At 42.5% G+C, this 20031-nt stretch carries 13 protein-coding genes; 7 read left to right on the forward strand and 6 right to left on the reverse strand.

All coding sequences use genetic code 11. From position 1 onward, the window contains the following. The first annotated feature begins 1 nt into the window (after position 1). From OQX61_RS06210 to OQX61_RS06235, 6 genes are all read left to right on the forward strand, one after another. Positions 2-1663 carry a RagB/SusD family nutrient uptake outer membrane protein gene (locus tag OQX61_RS06210; RefSeq protein ID WP_265840787.1) on the forward strand — a complete coding sequence of 554 codons (1662 nt, stop codon included), beginning with the start codon at positions 2-4 and terminating at the stop codon, positions 1661-1663. Between the two features lie 38 nt (positions 1664-1701). Further along, positions 1702-4785, forward strand: coding sequence for a TonB-dependent receptor (locus OQX61_RS06215; RefSeq protein WP_265840788.1), 3084 nt, complete (start codon positions 1702-1704; stop codon positions 4783-4785). A gap of 19 nt (positions 4786-4804) precedes the next feature. After that, positions 4805-6547 (forward strand): RagB/SusD family nutrient uptake outer membrane protein, encoded by a 1743-nt coding sequence (locus OQX61_RS06220; RefSeq protein WP_265840789.1) that lies wholly within the window; start codon positions 4805-4807, stop codon positions 6545-6547. 144 nt (positions 6548-6691) lie between these two features. Continuing rightward, positions 6692-8140 carry a right-handed parallel beta-helix repeat-containing protein gene (locus OQX61_RS06225; protein ID WP_265840790.1) on the forward strand — a complete coding sequence of 483 codons (1449 nt, stop codon included), beginning with the start codon at positions 6692-6694 and terminating at the stop codon, positions 8138-8140. Between the two features lie 62 nt (positions 8141-8202). Next, positions 8203-9786 carry a discoidin domain-containing protein gene (locus OQX61_RS06230; RefSeq protein ID WP_265840791.1) on the forward strand — a complete coding sequence of 528 codons (1584 nt, stop codon included), beginning with the start codon at positions 8203-8205 and terminating at the stop codon, positions 9784-9786. A gap of 4 nt (positions 9787-9790) precedes the next feature. Continuing rightward, entirely contained in the window at positions 9791-11845 is a 2055-nt protein-coding gene (locus OQX61_RS06235) for a glycoside hydrolase family 2 TIM barrel-domain containing protein (RefSeq protein ID WP_265840792.1), read from the forward strand. A gap of 378 nt (positions 11846-12223) precedes the next feature. Here the strand turns inward: OQX61_RS06235 and OQX61_RS06240 are convergent, their stop codons facing one another. Both OQX61_RS06240 and OQX61_RS06245 read right to left on the reverse strand, forming a co-directional pair. Further along, the gene (locus OQX61_RS06240) at positions 12224-13345 is read right to left on the reverse strand and encodes a peptidoglycan bridge formation glycyltransferase FemA/FemB family protein (protein WP_265840793.1); all 1122 of its coding nucleotides are present in this window, start codon (positions 13343-13345) and stop codon (positions 12224-12226) included. 61 nt (positions 13346-13406) lie between these two features. Further along, positions 13407-13982: a thymidine kinase gene (locus tag OQX61_RS06245; RefSeq protein ID WP_265840794.1), complete on the reverse strand. Its 576-nt coding sequence runs from the start codon at positions 13980-13982 to the stop codon at positions 13407-13409. A 100-nt stretch (positions 13983-14082) separates the two neighbouring features. Here OQX61_RS06245 and OQX61_RS06250 point away from each other — a divergent pair, with 100 nt between their 5' ends. Further along, positions 14083-15402, forward strand: a complete 1320-nt coding sequence (locus OQX61_RS06250) for a hypothetical protein (RefSeq protein WP_265840795.1) — start codon at positions 14083-14085, stop codon at positions 15400-15402. Here the strand turns inward: OQX61_RS06250 and rodA are convergent. Genes rodA through mreC form a run of 4 tightly spaced genes read right to left on the reverse strand, consistent with a single transcriptional unit; the run spans position 15395 to position 20011 of the window. After that, positions 15395-16660, reverse strand: a complete 1266-nt coding sequence (rodA, locus tag OQX61_RS06255; RefSeq protein ID WP_265840796.1) for a rod shape-determining protein RodA — start codon at positions 16658-16660, stop codon at positions 15395-15397. The genes OQX61_RS06250 and rodA overlap by 8 nt on opposite strands. Further along, on the reverse strand, positions 16661-18667 hold the full coding sequence (gene mrdA / locus OQX61_RS06260) for a penicillin-binding protein 2 (protein WP_265840797.1): 2007 nt from the start codon (positions 18665-18667) through the stop codon (positions 16661-16663). After that, complete coding sequence (locus tag OQX61_RS06265; RefSeq protein ID WP_265840798.1) at positions 18667-19182, reverse strand: rod shape-determining protein MreD; 516 nt, start codon at positions 19180-19182, stop codon at positions 18667-18669. The genes mrdA and OQX61_RS06265 overlap by 1 nt, the downstream gene beginning before the upstream one ends. Continuing rightward, positions 19172-20011, reverse strand: coding sequence for a rod shape-determining protein MreC (mreC, locus tag OQX61_RS06270; RefSeq protein WP_265840799.1), 840 nt, complete (start codon positions 20009-20011; stop codon positions 19172-19174). The genes OQX61_RS06265 and mreC overlap by 11 nt, the downstream gene beginning before the upstream one ends. Positions 20012-20031: the final 20 nt, after the last annotated feature.

A 20031-nucleotide genomic window follows, 5' to 3' on the forward strand; every position in this document is an offset into this window, starting at 1 on the left:
TATGAAACATTTTATATACATCATATTCGGCGGATTACTGTGTTTAACCGCGTGTAAGAAAAATAATATTGAACAAACTCCATTGGAGAAATGGACCGATGATGTCATTTTTGATCCAACGGATTCTCTGGGTAATTATGCTAAAAACTTTCTGAATGACACTTATGTGCAATTGCCTAATGGCATTAACCGCATAGGAACCACTTTTGGCAGTATCTCTGCCAGTGATGTTTTAGATGCCGCCAGTGATGATGCGATTTCATCGAGGAATGCGAGCAATGTGGAATCTTTTACCAATGGAAGAATCAGTAGTTTTAATACGGTTGATGATGCCTGGGCAAGGAACTATGCCGGTATCAGAAGGGTAAATACCTATCTGGCGAATATCTATAAGGTTCCTTTCAAGCAATCTATGTTGATAGAGAAGAACTACTGGTATGCCGAAAATCGCTTTTTGAGAGCGATGTTCTATTTTGAACTTTTAAAACGCTACGGTGGTGTGCCTTTATTGGGCGATAGAATTTTGACCCTACAGGATGATCTTTCCTTAAAAAGAAATACCAGAGATGAGGTGGCACAGTACATCTTGTCGGAATTAGAAGCCGTTAAAGATCAGCTGAGACCTAATCCAATCCAGGATTCAGATATTGGCAGGGCTTCAAAAGCAGCGGCACTGGCTTTAAAATCACGTTTGCTACTGTACCTGGCCAGCCCATTGTACAATCCGGGTAATGATCCGGCAAAATGGCTTGCTGCAGCAAATGCCGCAAAAGACCTGATGAACTTAACGGGGACACTTGGTCTGGAAAGTAGTTTTCTGAACCTGTTTCTGAACCGTAAGAATAAAGAGGTGATCCTTGCTTTTCAAAAGAATGTAGGTACCAGTGTAGAAGTAGACAATGCTCCGATTGGTTATACGGATGCGGTAGCAAGTAAGGGATTAACCAGTCCGACCCAGGAACTGGTGGATGCTTTTGGCATGAAAAACGGAAAAGCAATTACCGATGCAGGTTCTGGTTATAACGCAGCCAATCCTTATGTAAATCGTGATCCACGCTTTTACAATACCATTTTTCATAATGGCATGATGTGGGTGAAACGTGCGGTACAAACTTTTGAGGGTGGAATGGATAAACCAGGAGGTATTGTTACTCAAACACGTACCGGTTATTACATGCGCAAGTTTATGGCCGATTTTTCTACGGCAACCACTTACAGCAACCAGACACATAACCCTGTGATCTTCCGTTATGCGGAAATCCTGTTGAACTTTGCAGAAGCGCAGAATGAATATAGTGGTCCTTCTACGGAAATCAGAAAAGCAGTGGAAGACATCAGACAACGTGCCGGCCTTGTTCCTTTTGCTTTACCAGCAGGTCTTACCAAAGACCAGTTACGCGAAGTGATCAGAAACGAGAGAAGGGTAGAAATGGCTTTTGAAGAGCAACGTTTCTGGGACATCAGAAGGTGGAAAATCGCAGAACAGGTGTTAAATGGAAAATTGCATGGCATCAAGATCCTGCAAACTACGCCGGGGGTATTTACTTACGCTCCTTTTGAAGCGTCAACGGTGACTTTCGATAAAGCAAAGATGTACAGTTATCCGATTCCATATGCGGAGATCACCAAGAACTTAAACTTAACACAAAACCCGGGTTGGTAAGCCCTTCCGGTTCATTTAAAATAGACAAAACTCAGGTTATGCAAAGAATTATATATATAACACTTGCAATGGTTTTTTTCCTGCCAGGGCTCATTTTTGCACAAGGCAAGGTGATTAAAGGCTTGGTAAAGGATAGCGGCGGACCGCTTCCGGGAGCAACCATTACAGAGAAAGGAGTTGCCGGAAATGGCACTCAAACCGGGACTGACGGTCGTTTTCAGCTGACTTTAAGAGGTAAGGGCCATACCCTTGTGGTGAAGAGTATCGGCTACCTCAGCCAGGAAGTAAATGTGGCCAATAAAGATCAGGTAACAGTAAACCTTGTAGTAGATGCGAAAGGATTAGAGGAAGTAATTGTGGTTGGTTTTGGTAAACAAAAGAAGATTACCAATACAGGTGCGGTCAGTTCCATCAGCGGTTCAGAGATCAGGCAAAACCCTTCTGCCAGTGTGCAGAATACGCTTGCTGGTCGTTTACCGGGTTTCTTTTCACAGCAAAGATCCGGACAACCGGGAAAAGACGGGGCAGATTTTTTCATTCGTGGGATGAGCAGTTATACGCCCAATCAGCGTCCATTGATTATTGTGGATGACATCGAGTACAGTTATTCGGATGTTGCGCAACTGGATCAGAATGAAATTGAGAGTATCTCTATCCTGAAAGATGCGGCTACTACAGCCATTTATGGGGTAAAAGGGGCGAATGGCGTATTGGTGATCACTACCCGAAGAGGGATAGTGGGGCCACCGGTCATCAATTTTAAAACCGAACTTGGCTTACAGCAAAAAACATTTGACCCGGTATTCTTAGGGGCTTATGATGCAGCAATACTGACCAACCAGGCTTTAAAGAACTCTGACCAGAGCTTACGTTTTACGGATAAAGATATCCAGCTTTTTAAAGACGGTACCGATCCTTACGGGCACCCTGACATCAACTGGTACAATACGCTGATGGACCGTTCCTCTTTGATTTCCAGGAATAACCTGGATATTTCCGGTGGTACCGAAAGTGTGAAGTATTTCGTGTCTATGGGCTATCTGTGGCAAAATGGTGCGCTAAAAGATTTCAGCTCGAAAAGCGATGTGAACAGCAAACATTATTATAAGCGTTATAATTTCCGCTCCAACCTGGATGTACAGGCCACAAAAACCTTAAATTTCAGGTTAGATATGACTGGTCGTTTTGGGGAAACCAATGATCCGATTACCATTAGTCCGAATGGAAATGGTCTGATCGGAGAGATTTACAGTTACAACTTTTTACCGCCATTTGCCTATGCGCCTTATAATCCGGATGGAAGTTTTGGTACCGGCTCAAATCTGGGAGGGGTAAATATTGTTGGCCGGCTAACCACACAAGGTTATACCAGAGCATTTGATAACGATTTGAATATCACTTTTGGTGGTACCCAGAAACTGGACATGCTGACCTCTGGATTATCGGCAAAAGCCCTGATCTCTTATGCGAGTGCACAGGTTAACAGAAGATCATTGTTCAGGTCGAACACCAATTTTCCGATGTATTACTACAATCAGGAAACCGGTGTATATACACCAAAAGATGCCACAGTATACCGCCTTGCCCCATATAACTTATCGCGTTCCGCAGGTGGGGCTTCCAGAACAACGAATGTTCAGGTTTCTTTAAACTATGACCGTAATTTTGGCGACCATAGGGTTTATGCTTTGGGATTGTATAACCAGAACAGTTATATCCAGAATGACAATGGAGTAACTGATTCCAGCATTCCGGCAAATTTTAGAGGGATGACTATGAGAACCGGTTATGATTATAAACAGAAATACCTTTTCGAGTTCAATGCCGCCTATAACGGAACGGATAAATTTGTAGGTAAGAAACGTTACGGCTGGTTCCCTGCCTTATCAGCGGGTTGGAACATTGCCGAAGAGTCTTTCTTCAAAAAAAGTATTCCTTTTATTAACCTGTTCAAAATCCGTGGTTCTTATGGATTGGTGGGCTCGGATAATATTGGTGACTCAAAGTTCGTTTATGATCAGATTTATACCAATGACGGTTCTTATTCTTTCGGTCAGCAACATAATAGTTATGCCGGGATTAAGGAAGGTGCATTAGGAAATGACAACATCACCTGGGAAAAGGAGAACAAAACTGATATCGGTTTAGATGTTTCTATGTTCGAAGGAAAGCTGTCTTTTACCGTTGATTATTTTAACAATAACAGGTATGATATTTTAACCGCCAGAGCCAGTGTTCCACTAATCATGGGTGTTGCTCTGCCTCCAATGAATATAGGTAAGGTAAACAACAGAGGATGGGATGGTGAGATCAACTACAAAAACAACTATAAAGACCTGCAGTACTATGCCAGAGGTACTTTTTCCTATGCAAAAAACAAGATTGTTTTCAGAGATGAGGCGAATCCACGTTACCCTTGGTTAGCGAGAACCGGACAGTCTATCGGACAAGGATTCGGTTATGTATTTGATGGTTATTACCAAAGTGCGGCCGACATTAGCAACAGTGCGATTCCAACTACCCCGGTTAAACCAGGTGATTTAAAATATAGAGACCTTAATGGCGATGGGATCATTGATGCACTGGATCAGCGCGCTATCGGTAGTCCGAATTTACCAAGTACCGTTCTGGGACTGACCTTAGGTTTTAGCTATAAAAACATCAGTTTTAGTATGTTGCTTCAAGGTGCTTATGATTACAGTATGTATTTTGCTTCGGAAGCGATAGAGCCATTATCGGCTAATTTCCAGCCGATTCACTTACAGTCATGGACACCGGAATTGGGTAATAATGCGAAGTTCCCATTGTTGGGTACTAACAGTACGATTAGCCGTGCCAACGTTTCTCTTTCGGATTTCTGGTTAGTAGATGCGCATTACCTGCGTTTAAAATCAATGGAAATCGGTTACCAGCTGCCAATGTCATGGGTAAAACCTATTGGCTTTAAAGGTATCAGGGTATACACGAATGGGTATAACCTGCTCACCTGGACTAACGTTGATAAGTTTTATCAGGCAGATCCGGAATCAACCAATACTTCCGGTTCAATCAATACCACAGGTGCGATTAGCGCTTATCCAAATCAACGCATCTATAATTTCGGTGTTACTTTTTCCTTATAACGATTAAAATCTCAAGACCATGAAGATAAAATTTATACACCTGGTGATGGCTGTGGTCCTGCTATCCGCAGGAGCTTGTAAAAAGGGAGGTTTCCTTGATGCAAAAATTGCCAGCGACCTGAATGAGACCACTACTTTTACCGATAGTGTGCGCACGATTGCTTTTTTAACCAGACTTTATACTGAGGTTGGATTTAACTTTGACGCCAACAGGTGGGAAGGCGGCGGCCATCCGGTATTATCGGATGAAGCAGTGCCAGTGCGCTTCACAGGACCGCAGAATGATGCGATTCTAATGGCGAGTGGAGCGCTTTCTGCCTCCAGTACCAATGTTTCCAAGCAAGCGCAGGTGCTTAACAACTGGAAAACGCCATGGGAGAATATCCGCAGGGCAAATGTGTTCCTGTTAAATGTAGAAAAGAGCCCCCTAAGTGCTGGTTTAAAGACAAGATTGAAAGCTGAAACCCGATTTTTGCGTGCCTGGTATTACTTTCAGCTGATCAAAGTATATGGTGGTGTGCCTTTGATTGGCGATGCAACTTTTGGAAATTCAGATAATATTGACCTGCCACGCGCTAATTACAGCGATTGTGTAGACTATATCGTAAAGGAATGTGACGCTGCTGCGGCAGAGTTACCGGATTACGATACGCAACGACAAGAGGATTATGGGCGTGTAACCAAAGGCGCTTGTATGGGCTTAAAGTCGAGAATGCTGCTGTATGCTGCCAGTCCACTGTTTAATGGCGGTGGGATTGCGACAGACGCAACGCTGAAAAATATGACAGGTTATGCGAATGCAGATGCCGAGCGTTGGAAGAAAGCTGCTGATGCCGCTAAAGACATCATCAATACGGGCACTTATGCCTTAAAGGAAGACAATGTGACCCGCATGGGCTACGGTTTTTACTCGGTGTTTTTAACACGTTTTAATAGAGAGTATCTGTTTGGCAGGATGAATGCGCCTAACCGTGAATATGAAAACAATTTATTGCCAACTTCCAGAACAGGCTCTGGTAAATCCAGCGCACCAACACAACAATTGGTGGACGCTTTTGGGATGGAAAACGGCTTGCCAATTACCGATCCTGCTTCAGGGTATAACCCAAATGATCCTTATGTGAAACGTGATCCACGTTTTGGAAACAGTATCATTTATAATGGTTCAAAATTTTTCCTGGGTAGCAGCAATGCAATGGTGGCGGTAAACACCTTCCTGGGATCTACTCCTGATGGGCCGATAGCTACAGGACCAATCACTATTCCTGGTTATTACTGGAGAAAAATGATGATGGAAGATGGTGCTGGAAATACAGAACGTGCCTATCCTTTAATCAGGTATGGAGAAATCCTGCTGAACTATGCGGAAGCCTTAAATGAATACCAGGGCGCAGTTCCTGAGGTGTACAGCACTTTAATCCAGATCAGAAAACGCGCAGGTATTTTAGCAGGTGCAGATGGCAATTACGGCCTGAAATCTAACATCAGCAAAGCGGATATGCGTTTGGTGATTCAGAATGAGCGTCGTGTGGAACTGGCATTGGAAGAACACCGCCTTTGGGATGTGAGAAGATGGAAAATTGCTGAGGTAACCGATAATGTGATGCTAAAAGGCATGAAAATCACTAAAACAGGAAATAATTTCAGTTATGAAGTGATCGACCTGAAACCACATTTTTTCAGAGTAGCATTTTATCTGTTCCCAATTCCGGAGTCGGAAATTGCGAAGTCGCCTAAGCTTGTCCAGAATCCCGGCTGGTAAGTTTAAGGAGGTTATTTTAATTCGCTTTTATGTGTAGAATAAATTGGAAGAGAGGGGCCAGCCCCTCTCTCTTTTTAGTATTTTAACAGCAATAAATTTAATTATAAATAAACAGATCATTTGATCTGTTATATCCAGTAGAAGATGAGAAGTAAATCCCTGTTTTGCAGTTTGATGATGGTGTTTTTGTGTGTTGGAGGAATCTCCGTTGCGAAAGCTCAGGAATTGATCAGAAAGAGTAAGTATTATGTGGACAGCCACAATGGAAATGACGACCATAATGGTAAGTCGCAGAAACTAGCCTGGAAATCGCTGGCCAAAGTCAATGCGCAGACCCTGGTACCAGGGGATCAGGTGTTTTTCAAAAGAGGCGGTAAATGGGACGGTCAGCTGTTGCCAAAAGGCTCAGGAAGCAAAGGCAAGCCTGTTGTGATTACTGCTTATGGTAAGGGAGATTTACCGGCAATTGCGGCTAATGGTCAGTTTAAAGATGCAGTATTGCTGAAAAATATCAGTTACATCACACTGGAAAATCTGGATATTTCTAATCTGGATTCTACCGTTAAAGTTCAGAAAACTGGCCCTACAGGAGTTCGGATTCTATCTGAAAACATCGGTACAATCACTGATATCCGCCTTAATAATTTATATGTACATGATGTTAACGGAGACAATAAAAAAGGAAGTAATGAAGGAAACGGGATTTTTTGGGATACTCAGGGGCCTAAACCAAGTAATATTGAAAACCTGCTGATTGAGAACTGTAAGGTGGTTAAAGTAGACCGCAACGGGATTCGTGGAAACGGGACTTTTGGATTTCGGACCAACTGGTTTCCCAATAAGAATTTAATCATCCGCGGTTGTACGCTGGAAGATATTGGCGGAGATGGTATCGTGATCAAAGCTTTTGATGGCTCTTTAGTGGAGCATAACAAATTGTTTCGCATTAGAAACCGCGCTAAAGACAATGCAGTGGGCATCTGGCCACATAGCAGCGACAATACCCTGATTCAATTTAATGAGGTAGCGTATACTAAAAACCTTGACTGGTCTAACGACGGACAATCATTTGATATCGACGGAAATTGCAACAATACCATCATCCAGAACAATTATAGTCATGACAATGACGGTGGCTTTATGCTGGTGATTTCTGATGAGATCAGTGCGAGAAGCAAGATCACGACCAATAGCATCATCAGAAACAACCTGAGCATCAATGATGGCAATAAACGCAAGCGCCTGTTCAATTTCGCTTTAGCAACCGAAAATACGGTGATCAGCGGAAATGTTTTTTACAACAGCGGTCTGGATTCTGTGAAAATGGAATTGGTAGACATCGAGCATGGTGTGCCTAAAAACGTGGTTTTTGAAGATAATATTTTTAATTATCAGGGATTAGCACAAGGGATTTTTAATAAATCTCCAAAGCAATATGCGGCTTTAAACTGGACTGGAAACGTGTTTAAAGGAAACATTACAGGAAAGGAAAAGCTATTGAATGTTAAAGAAGCTACTCCTGTAAGGAAAAAGAATTTGAAAGAATTCCCATGGAATTTCATAAAGGTGTTAAAAATCGAAAAAGTGTTATAAATTATTATATTTAAACTATATGTAAATATATATTCATCCACAATCATCCCTAAACCAAATTTATGAGAACCAAATTCTTAGCCCTTTGCCTCGTACTGGCAACCAGTATTGTTGCGTGTAAAAAATCTGAAGTTGCAACAGATACAAGTACTTCAGAATTGCCGGTAGATACGGTATACACGAGTCCGCAATCCCGTAATTTAAACCTGATTTATTTTGTTCCGAATGACCTGGATACGCTTCCTGCGTACGAGAGGCGTTTAAGTGAGCTCATGTTATGGACACAAAATTACATGAAGGAGGAAATGCTCCGCAACGGTTATCCGAACAAGACCTTTGGAATGTTCGCCGATCTGGCCATTAACCGCGTAAAGATCATTACGATCAGAGGTACAAAACCTAAGAGCGGTTATGCTTATTCTGGTGGTGCCGGAAATGTTCAGGCGGAAATTAACGCTTACTTTACCGCTAATCCCACAGAGAAAACAAGCGAGCATACTTTGGTCATCCTGCCGAGATATGAATTTAAGCCAGATGGCACCCCCAGTGGTGGTCCTTTTTATGGCTTAGGGAAATGGTGTTTTGCCTTAGATTATGAGGGAATGGACATCAAGAACCTTGGGAAGTCTGACATAGAAGGAAACCGGTTCAGCGTGTGGTTTGGTGGTTTGGTACATGAGCTTGGCCATGGATTGAATCTTCCCCACAATTGTCAGAAAGTTTCTGAGAACAGCACGCTTGGAATGGCTTTAATGTGGGCCGGGAACGGAACTTTGGGTAAATCGAAAACTTTCCTGACCGCTGCGGATTGCGCGATTCTAAACGTCAACCAGATTTTCAATAGTGATAGTAAAGCTTACTATGGCGCTGTTAATGCAAGGGTAACCAAAATTCATGCAGATTACTCTGCATCAAAAGCAGCAATTGTACTCTCTGGTAGATTTACCAGTAATACGAAGGTAAACAGTGTAGTTTATTACAATGATCCGAATGTAAACAACGAAGGGGTAGGAGTAAACAAGGATTATAATGCGGTAACCTGGGAGTCCAAAGCAATTGGCACAGACAGTTTCTACGTGGAGATGCCCATTGCCGATTTTAAATATAAAGACGGTAGTCCTTATGAATTACGCTTGAAATTGGTACATGAAAATGGTACCGTTAGCGAGAACAGCTATGCTTATCAGTTTGTGAATGCTTTGCCGGTTTTAGACTTCAGCACGAAAGCGGAAATCAGTAAAGCGGGTTGGACTATTGCGGCCTTCAGTTCTCAGGAAAGTGCTGCTGCGGCGACACGTGTGATCGATAATGACCTGTCTACCGGATGGCACAGTCAGTGGTCTGTTGCGCCGGTAGCGAGTTACCCTCATTTTATTACCGTAGATATAGGTGCTCAGAAAATTTTGGATGGCTTCACCATCTTAAACGGCGACAGGCGTGCGGTTAAAAACGTAGACATTTTAACGAGTATCGATGGCATCAACTTTAGTCTTGCTACTAATTTACAAATCCCTAAGCTGGGTTCTATTCAAGCCTTCGCTTTCCAGGGGCCATTAACATTCAGATATTTTAAAATCCTGGCTAAGTCCAGTTGGGATGGAGAACAATTTGCACAATTCGCCGAGATAGGCCTTTACAAAAATTAACATAATGCATCGACAAAAATTTATTGCCACGATCCTTTTCTTTCTGTTTCAACTGGCTGTGACCACAGCAAAACCCGTTTCTAACGTCGTAAATGGAAGAGAAACGATTCCGTTTAATGCCAACTGGCAATTTTATTATGCTTATAATTTCGAAACAGGTATAAAGAAAGAAACGGTAAATCTGCCGCATACCTGGAATGCCAATGAGGTATTGGAAGGAGTGGCAGAGTACAAACGAACTTCTGCGATTTATGAGAACAAGTTGAATGTTCCGCAGGCATGGGCTGCCAAAAGGCTGTTCCTTTATTTCGAAGGGGCCAATAGTGTGGCTACTGTGTTTGTGAACAATAAATCGGTGGGCGAACATAAAGGCGGTTATACCGGCTTTGCGGTAGAAATTACAGACTATGTAAAGCCGGGCGACAATTCAATTGCGGTACAGGTGAGCAATGCTTACCGTTTGGATGTGATTCCATTGCATGGCGATTTTAATGTTTATGGTGGTCTGCACCGTCCGGTTTCTTTGATCGTCACAGAAAAAAGCTGTATCAGTCCGCTGGATTATGGTTCTTCAGGTGTGTACCTGAGCCAGAAAGCGGTTTCTGAAAACTCAGCAGAATTGGAAATACTGACAAAATTATCTTTGTCTGATGCTAAAAATTTAACCCTGGTCACTACGCTTATTGATCAGGATGGGAAGGAGAAAATTTCGATCAGCACTCCTGTGAATTCTGGATTGGCTTCGGATGTCAGAACTAACATGCGCATTGAAAAACCACATTTATGGAATGGTAAAGCCGATCCTTATTTGTACAGTGTCCGTGTCAGCCTTTTTCAGGATGGGAAGGTAATTGATCAGGTTTCGCAACCACTGGGCTTCCGCTACTATCGCGTAGACGCAGATAAAGGGTTTTTCCTGAATGGGAAGTACCTTGATTTGTATGGCGCAGGAAGGCATGAAGACTGGTCGGGCAAGGGCTCTGCGTTAACCGACGCAGACCATGATCAGGATATGGCGCTGATGAAGGAGCTTGGCGCTACAGCAGCAAGGTTAACCCATTATCCGCACAGCAAGCATTTCTACGATTTATGTGATCAGAATGGCCTGGTGTTATGGTCAGAAATCCCATTTGTTGGTCCTGGCGGATATACCGGTACCGGTTATGTGAAAGATGCGCAGCTGGAAGAAAATACGAAGAAGATGTTGAAAGAGTTGATTCGTCAGAATTACAACCATCCTTCCGTATGCTTCTGGGGCTTATTCAATGAGCTGAAACTTAATTACGACGATCCACAGCCTTTTATTAAGGAGCTGAATAACCTGGCAAAAACCGAAGATCCGGGAAGGTTAACTACACTGGCCTCCAATCTAGGCAGTACCAACTTTACCGATCTGAGTGATTTGATGGGCTGGAACCAGTATTTCGGTTGGTATGGCGGAAGGTTTGATGAGGTGGCCAAATGGGCAGATCAGACGCACAAAACCTTACCTGGCAGACCGATTTCTATCTCTGAGTATGGTGCTGGTGCAAGTCCGTTTAAACATACAGAAGAGCTGACTGCTCCGGAGCCAAAAGGACGTTTCCATCCGGAAGAATGGCAAACGGCATTCCATGAAAAACATTGGGAGGAACTAAAGAAACGCCCTTTTGTATGGGGTAAATTCATCTGGGTGCTGGCTGATTTCGGCTCTGCCATCAGAACAGAAGGCGATAACAATGGAATCAATGATAAAGGCCTGGTTACCTACGACCGCAAAATTAAGAAAGACGCTTTCTATTTTTATAAGGCAAACTGGAATCCTGAACCGATGGTTTATCTCGCAGAGCGAAGAAATACCCAACGCAGCAAGCCGGTAACAACGGTGAAGGTGTTTAGCAATTTGCCGGAAGCAGAGTTATTTATCAACGGAAAAAGTATGGGCAAAAGAAAAAAGAATGCGATGAATACGATTCTGTGGGATAAGGTAAAGCTGAATAAAGGGAAAAATGAGGTACTTGTAAAAGCGAAAACAGCGGCGGGAATTCTGGAAGATACCTGTACCTGGGAACTTCAATAACCGAATTATTTCGGTAAAGAATTGCTTCGGTAACCGAAACAGGCTGTAATCCCTGAAATTAGATAAGACCGGTTGGCTTTTATGAAATACTCATAAAAGCCAACCGGTCTTTTTTATGCTTTCGATTTTCTGGAGATCATGAGCACAATAAAATTAAGTGCGATGCAGCTGCACATGAGACGTAATTTATCACAGCGACTGGCTGATCTCCTTTATTGATGAAAGAAAAGGAAATCACCGTCAGGAGTATGATGTTAAAAGCAATCAGGATCAGTTTTAGCGTACTCATAATTGATATCGTTCAGGTAAATGGTTCGTTGATTGATGATTACCTGAATATACAAAATTTTATAGTTGATCCTACAGTTTTAGCCTGTATTATAAGTGATACCCCTGACTTTGCATTTCTGCTGCAATAAAACGATGGTACTGTTCCATATTCAGCGGATAATCCCAGCATCCCATTCTATGGTATAGCTCCCCACCGAAACCGGTTTTAAACTTATAAAGGCCATATAATGGATGGGCAGGATCCGGCTGCGGTGCGACTCCAAAAAAGTCATATTCCAGGCATCCTTTGTTTTTAGCAATTTTCATCGCTTCCCATTGCAGGGCATAGGTGGCCATATAATTCCTGTTGCCGGACGAAGAAGCACCGTAAAGGTACGTTCCTCTTTGTCCGGAGATCACAAGGAACATCGCAGCAAGCGGTTGACCTTCGCTATCTGCCAGTAAAAGTTCTACCTCTGCAGGCGAAGCAGTATCTTCTGCACGGGCAGCGAGAACCGTTCTGAAATACTCAATATCGTTGATGTGTATGCGGTTTCTGATGGCCGTTTCCTGATACAGCGCGTACCATACGTGGAGATTTTCCATGCCTACTCTGGTCACATTTACCCCCTTTCTATGAGAAAGGTTGATGTTATACCTGGTTTTCGGTTTCATGGAATTCAGCAAAGTTGTTTCATCCTTTTGCAGATCAAGGAAAATGGTATTTGAAGGCAGGATATCTGAATTTGTCTTTTTCAGGTTCCAGTTGGTCGTGTTAAAGTTAAAACGAAACTCCTGATATTTTTTTTCAGGGGGACCATTCCAGATACCGGATTCATCAAAACTGTCGTTTTCTTTTGCCCAATGGGATTCCCAGGCGAGGTCATACCTGATCAGGATACATTTTTCAGGAAGGTGGGAGCGGAGGTTTTCCGACAACTCTTCCAGGAATTTTCCCTGGTATTCTTCGTTGGGTTCAATTTCCGGGCCGTAAGGGACATAGGCAATGCTATGTTCGCTATCTAAGGGCTGGAGTAATACTAAAAAATCAGCATGGGTATAGGTATTCGTTAAAGCATTATGATAAATGTCTTCATTGTTGACTTTAAAATTGAATGCTTTAGATTGGAGGCCTTGTTGGGTTTTTACTTCCGACCAGAATGCGGTTTGCTGAACTATTGAAGTCTCATAAACTTCTTTAATGTGTTTTTTGTCAATGGCTATATTCATCTTTTTCCTTTCCACCTGCAAAGGTCGGGAATTATATGATGATAAGCCAATTTAAGGCAGATTAGTCTCTGGCATGGAAGCAGGGGCGACATCTGGGCTCGTAGCTATCTTTCTCTCCCAGAAGGACTTTTGATTGATCGGCTACGGTGCGGTAAGAATAGGCTGCCGGACTGCCGCAACGTACGCATATCGCATTTACTTTGGTCACCAGTTCTGCAATGGCCATCAAATTTGGCATCGGTCCGAAAGGCTTACCGCTGAAATCCATGTCCAAACCGGCAACGATGACACGGATACCACGTTGCGCCAGAATATTACATACCTCAGGAAGACCTTCATCAAAAAACTGAGCTTCATCAATCCCAACCACCTGTACATCGGTATCTAATAAAAGGATGGCAGCGGAGTTGTCTACCGGAGTAGAGGGGATAGAATTCCTGTCGTGGGAAACAATATCACGATCATCATATCGGGTGTCAGTGGCAGGTTTGAAGATTTCTACTTTTAGTTTAGCAATGGTTGCACGCTTTAATCTTCTTAATAATTCTTCCGTTTTACCTGAAAACATAGAGCCGCAAATTACCTCTATACTCCCGCAAAACTCTCCTCTTCTGTAATTTTGTTCGCTGAATAACATCTATGATTGTGATCTTTATAGCCCACTAATATCGAAATTTTGTAGTACTTTTGAGTAGCAAGTTACCAACATAAAACATCAAATCTGACGTTATTAACCTATGATGAACCAAGAAGATATTTTTAGAAAGATAGGGCTGATTTTAGAAGAGCTTCAAGATCAATATGCCTATCTGGCAAGAAACCAGCAACAGTTAAATGAGTTAGAGCTGGAACTTTTCATGGCAAATGCCAACTTTTTATCGGATCATGTTCAGATTGTCAGGAAGTTAAATTCTGCAAAAATTTTAAAGGAAATTCCCGCACCTACTACTCCGGATCTTGTTGCTGAAGTTTCAGCAGCTGCGAACGAGTTGAGTTGGGAAAAACCATCATCAGCACAGCAGAATCTGAGCTATGCCAACAGTGCAAATGTTCCCTCAGAAGTGTTGGAAACTCAAGCGCCGGTAAGCCAGCCAGACCTGTCGACATCAGAAGAAATAACAATACCAGAAAAAAAACCAACAGAAGAACGCCAGGTACAGGAATTCTCAATCGAAGAAAGTCCGGTCCTGGAATCTGTACCAGAGGAAAAACCAACGTTTCAAACTCCTGTAATAGCAGAAACACCTGCACACCCCAATGAATTGTTTACCGTACCTGCCACTGAAAAGGAATCTTTCAGGTTGGATAAAGAGCCTTCAACCTTTGAGTTTATCCTTAACGATTCAGGGAGTACTGATAAATTCGACTTTGAAGAGAAAACTGTAGACGTTATTTTCGACCGCCCTTTGACTGAGGAAGAAGAACATATTATAGCGCAAAAACAAAAGCTACGGGAACAGGAAGCACAGCATCAGGTGGAGGAAACGAAAGTCGGAAGGGAAACTGAAGACGATGATGAACTTGGTCCGGAGCCATTTTTAGTGGCTAAAGAGGCATTAGTGGCTAAAGAGGAAGATGTTGTTCCTCCAGCGCGTACGGACTTGCAGCCAGATCCAATTGCCGAAAAGATAATTGAAGAAAGGATTCCTGTGGAAAATGTTGCTACTGAACACCTTGCTTCGGGAAAAGACTTTACAGCGCCAATAGCAGAAAGCCCTGCTGCTGAATCAGCCAAACCATTGTCTTTAAACGAACGTCTGGCTTCTCAGCTGGGTACAAATCTCAAAAATACCAATTCAGACCCACAAAGAAGCACGCTGACGGACTTAAAGCACGGGATCAATCTAAACGATAAAATGCTTTATATAAAAGAGCTGTTTAACGGTTATAACCTCGCTTATGCTGAAGTAATTGACCTGTTGAATAAGATGTCTGATTTTAAAACTGCTGATTCCTTCCTGCAAAACAATTACGCAGAAAAGAACAACTGGGCAGGGAAATCTGCAACGGTAGCTAAGTTTTATGAATTGTTACACCAACGTTTCCCGGCTAAATAAAGCCCATCCGGTTAGAGTCCAGCTTCAAAAAGATAAACAGTAATACGGTAAAACTCCATAATGAGGAACCACCATAACTTATAAAAGGCAAAGGAATTCCGATCACGGGAATAATCCCGATGGTCATTCCTATGTTAATGAACACGTGAAAAAATAGAATACTGGCTACACAATAGCCGTATACCCTGGAAAAGGTAGAGCGCTGTCGTTCGGCAAGATTGATGATCCGCAGGAGCATAAAGATGTACAATGCGATCACGGTAAAACAGCCTGCAAAGCCCCATTCTTCCCCTATGGTGGAGAAAATAAAGTCAGTACTTTGCTCCGGTACATAACCATATTTAGTTTGTGTACCTTCTAAAAATCCTCTTCCGGTAAGTTGTCCTGATCCAATCGCGATCTTAGACTGAATCACATTGTATCCGGCCCCTTTGGGGTCTGTTTTAAGGCCTAGCAGGATTTCAATTCTCGTGCGTTGGTGAGGCTCTAAAATCTTATCATAAGCAACCTTTACCAAAAACAGGTAACCAACTGCGATTACGGTAACGATGATAGAGGAGATCATCACCTTGTGTTTTCTTCTGTTCTGATAGATGAACAGACCGCCTATGGCGAGGATGAGCGGGATTAATATTTGTGCAGGAATCAGGAAATCGGCAATAAACAAGACGATCATTCCTAAAAAGATCAGGAGGAAATATCCCGAAAGACCTTCCCTGTAGAGCGGGAACATGAAAGATAAAAAGACCAGTGCAGATCCTGTATCTGGTTGTAACATAATCAAAAACAGCGGAATTCCGACAATTACTGCGGCGAAAAATATAGATTTTACATCCCTGAATTTGGGATTAAACGTACTCACATAACGCGCAAGCAGTAAGGCCGTACCGAATTTTGCCAGCTCGGAAGGTTGGAGCCTGAAGCTACCCAGGGGGATCCATGCCTGGTTTCCGGCTACTTTTCTTCCCACAAGAAGTACGGCAATGAGCAGTAACATCGTGATCCCATAAACAATGGGGGAGAAGACACTGAAAAATTTGGCATCCAGCAGTAAGATGGAAAAGCCCAGAACCAGCCCTGTAATGATATAGATCAGTTGTTTACCATATTTGGCCGCAAAGCTGAACTCATTGGCTTCAGTTCCATTGAAAATGGAGGCATAAATATTCACAAACCCAATGGTACACAAGGCCACATAGAGCAGGATGGTGATCCAGTCTACATTAAAAAAGAAACGGTTGCCTTGCTGTGTAGTCATTTATTTTGTGGGTGTGATAGGTTTAACGGTATTGATTCCTGTTTTTACCGGTGCAGGGGCAGGTACATGCGCTGGTGATGGTAATAGCTTAACCGGCGGTGTCAATGCTTTGTGTGCCGAATCTTTTTTCAAAGAATCTACCTGTATTGGTTTCAGTTTTGGCTTTGGTTTTTTCGGAACAGGCAGAATGACTTGTTTTTTCATCCATTCTACACTGGCTCTTTTGTTGACCGCAATGCTGTCTTTTAAGTATTTTTCTGCGATATAACTGGCAATTGGCGCAGCATATGTACTTCCATAACCTGCATTTTCTACAATTACGGCGATGGCAATCTTTGGATTGTCACGTGGTGCAAAACCGATAAACACGGAGTGGTTTTTTCCACGTGGATTTTGAACGGTACCTGTTTTACCACACATCAGGATATTATCAATCGCGGATTGTCTGGCTGTACCCCATGGTGCATTTACCGCATCCTGCATGCCGTCGATTACGGGCTCAAAATGTCTGGAATCAACACCCACATAATTTTTGATGGCATATTCCTTTTTGATCACTTTTTTTTCACCGATGGCTTTAATCAGGTGGGGTTTTACATAATAACCTCTGTTGGCGATGATGGCCATGATATTTGCCATCTGTAATGGCGTGGCATCCATCTCTCCCTGACCAATACCTAAGGAAATCACGGTAGTATTTCCCCAGCGGTTGCCGTATTTTTTGTTGTAATGATCTGAGGTGTATAGGTTTCCGGGACGTTCCGCAGGAAGATCTACCCCTAGTTTCTGACCAAGGCCAAATTTACTTACCCGCTGCTGCCATGCGTCGTAGGCAATCCGTTCATTTTTAAATTTCTTCTGTTTCAGTAATTTCTGGAATACATACAGCGCATAAACATTACAAGATCTTGCCAGGCCTTTGCGCAAGCTGATATTACCGTCTACGTGTTCGCATTTTACCCTGTGATTTCCGGCCATAAAATAGCCAGGGCAGTTAAAGGTTGTATTGGGATCAATTACCCCTTCCTGTAAACCGATCAAGGCATCTAATGGCTTAAATGAAGATCCGGGTGAATAATAACCCTGAATCGGACGTACAGTAAATACACGGTTTGGATTTTTATCCAGATTAATCAGGTCCATGTAATTGTTACCCTGCTGACGGCCTACCATGAGGTTAGGGTCGTAACCAGGACTACTTACAAAGGCCAGAATTTCTCCTGTAGCAGGTTCAATGGCGACAATACTACCCACCTTATTTTTCAACAGTTCTTCACCAAGCTTCTGAATACGAAAATCCAGGGAAGAAACGACTCTCTCTCCGGATTTAGCGAGGGTATCAAATTTCCCTTCGGCATAACTTCCTTTCGGTACATTTCTGGCATCATACAACATGTTGATGATCCCTTTTTCACCGCGGAGAACATCATTATATTGTTTTTCTACACCCGCTTTCCCGATATAATCACCAGGACGGTAATAGCCGTTGCTTAATTCAATATCTTTTTTGGATACCTCTTTTACATAGCCAAAGAAATGGCCTGCGGCACTATCCGGGTAATATCTAACCGTTCTGCTTTGCACAAAAAAGCCCGGAAAACGGGAAAGTTGCTCGGATAAAGCAGCATAAATCTGTACGGAAAGTTGTTTTTCAAAAATACTGGGCTGATACCTGGATTGGACGGTCGCTTTATTGAAACTCTTCTTAAAGCGTTTCATATCAATACCGATAATGTTAATCAGTGCCAGCGTATCAAATTCTTTCACCTGATTCGGGATCACCATCAGGTCATATACCGGCTCATTCTGAACCAATACTTTTTCATTTCTATCCAGAATTACTCCTCTGGCAGGGAAGGTATAAATCTTCCGCAATACATTACTTTCCGCAGAAAGGAAGTACTTGTCGCTGGCCACCTGGATATAAAAAAGCGTCCCTAACAAGATTAAGGCAACCACGATAAATAAACCCTGAATAATGTACTTACGGTTAAACAGATTATCCATTAGCGTGCCTTTCTGTTATAGAATATAAATTCTATGAGTATGATTAAAAATAAGGTAAAGATAGCGCTCAATAGCCCCCTTAACAAGGTGTAAGAAAATTCTGTCAGACGGAATGTTTCCAAAAAAAACAGCACCAGATGATGGGCAAAGGTACAAAGGATCGCATAAATGCTAAACCATTTGAATCCCATATTTCCAAGGGTAGGTTCCGGCTCGTCAAAATTATCCTTGTTTACGGTGACCGCAATAAAGGAGATCCTGACAAATGCGAGCGTCACGCAGGCTGCTGTATGTACGCCCAATGTATCATAAAACGCATCCAATGTTAATCCGGTTGCAAAAGCAATCAGGTACAACAGGAGGTTTGGTGTTTTAAAGGGTAGTAAAAGTAAAAACAGAATGTATACAAAGGGAGTGGCCAGGCTGTAGAAGCTCAGGTTTCTGAGTAATAAGATCTGAATAAAAAGTAGTAAGAACCATCTGAAGATGTTTACCAATATTATTTTACTGTTCATTCGGCAATTTTGATTCTAAAGCTTTCTGTTCTTCTGCTAATTTGTCTTTAATGACATAGACATATTGTAAGGTACTAAAATCATTGAAAAGATCGATTTCGATCGTCATGAAATTGTCCCCTGTGGCGATGCCTGTGTTACTTACCCTACCAACAGGTATACCTGGAGGGAAGCGGGAGAAACCGGAGGTCACTACCGTATCTTTCAGGGCAATTTTGAAGTGGTTAGGCACATCTTTGATGTAGGCCTTTCTGTAGTCAAAATTCTTGGCGCCCCATACTAAGGTACCCAGGGCATTGTTTTTCTTTAGGGTTACACTCACCTTAGTGTCTTTATGTAATAAAGATTCAATGGTGGCGAGGTGTTCCGAAACATCTCTGATATAGCCCACTACGCCGGTTCCCGGAGAAATCACCGCCATACCACTGGCAATGCCGTCGGCAGTACCACGGTTAATCGTGATGATGTTATTTCTGAGTGTGATCGAATTCTTGATCACTCTTGCCGAGAGGTAGGTGTATTGGGTATTGTTGAGCGTGTCTTTAACGACTACATTTTTTGCACTATCGATACTGTTGAGCGCAAGAAGTTCTGTTTTTAGCTTTGCATTTTCTGCTGCCAAGCTATCATTTACATCCCCTAGATTGAGGTATTTTTTTAATACGTTCAGGTTTTTATAAGCGGTACCAACTACCTCATTTGTGGAGTTAACGGCTACGCTACGCTGATAGGAGTTGTTACTCACTGTCAGATAAATTCCAATAGTAAAGAAAATGATAAAAAAGAAAAATGCGTTGTATCTGTTTATAAAAATCCAAAGGTTACGCATACTTTTCGATTCGGGGTTTT

Origin of the sequence: Pedobacter sp. PLR, assembly GCF_026239675.1 — a bacterium.
GTDB lineage: Bacteria > Bacteroidota > Bacteroidia > Sphingobacteriales > Sphingobacteriaceae > Pedobacter.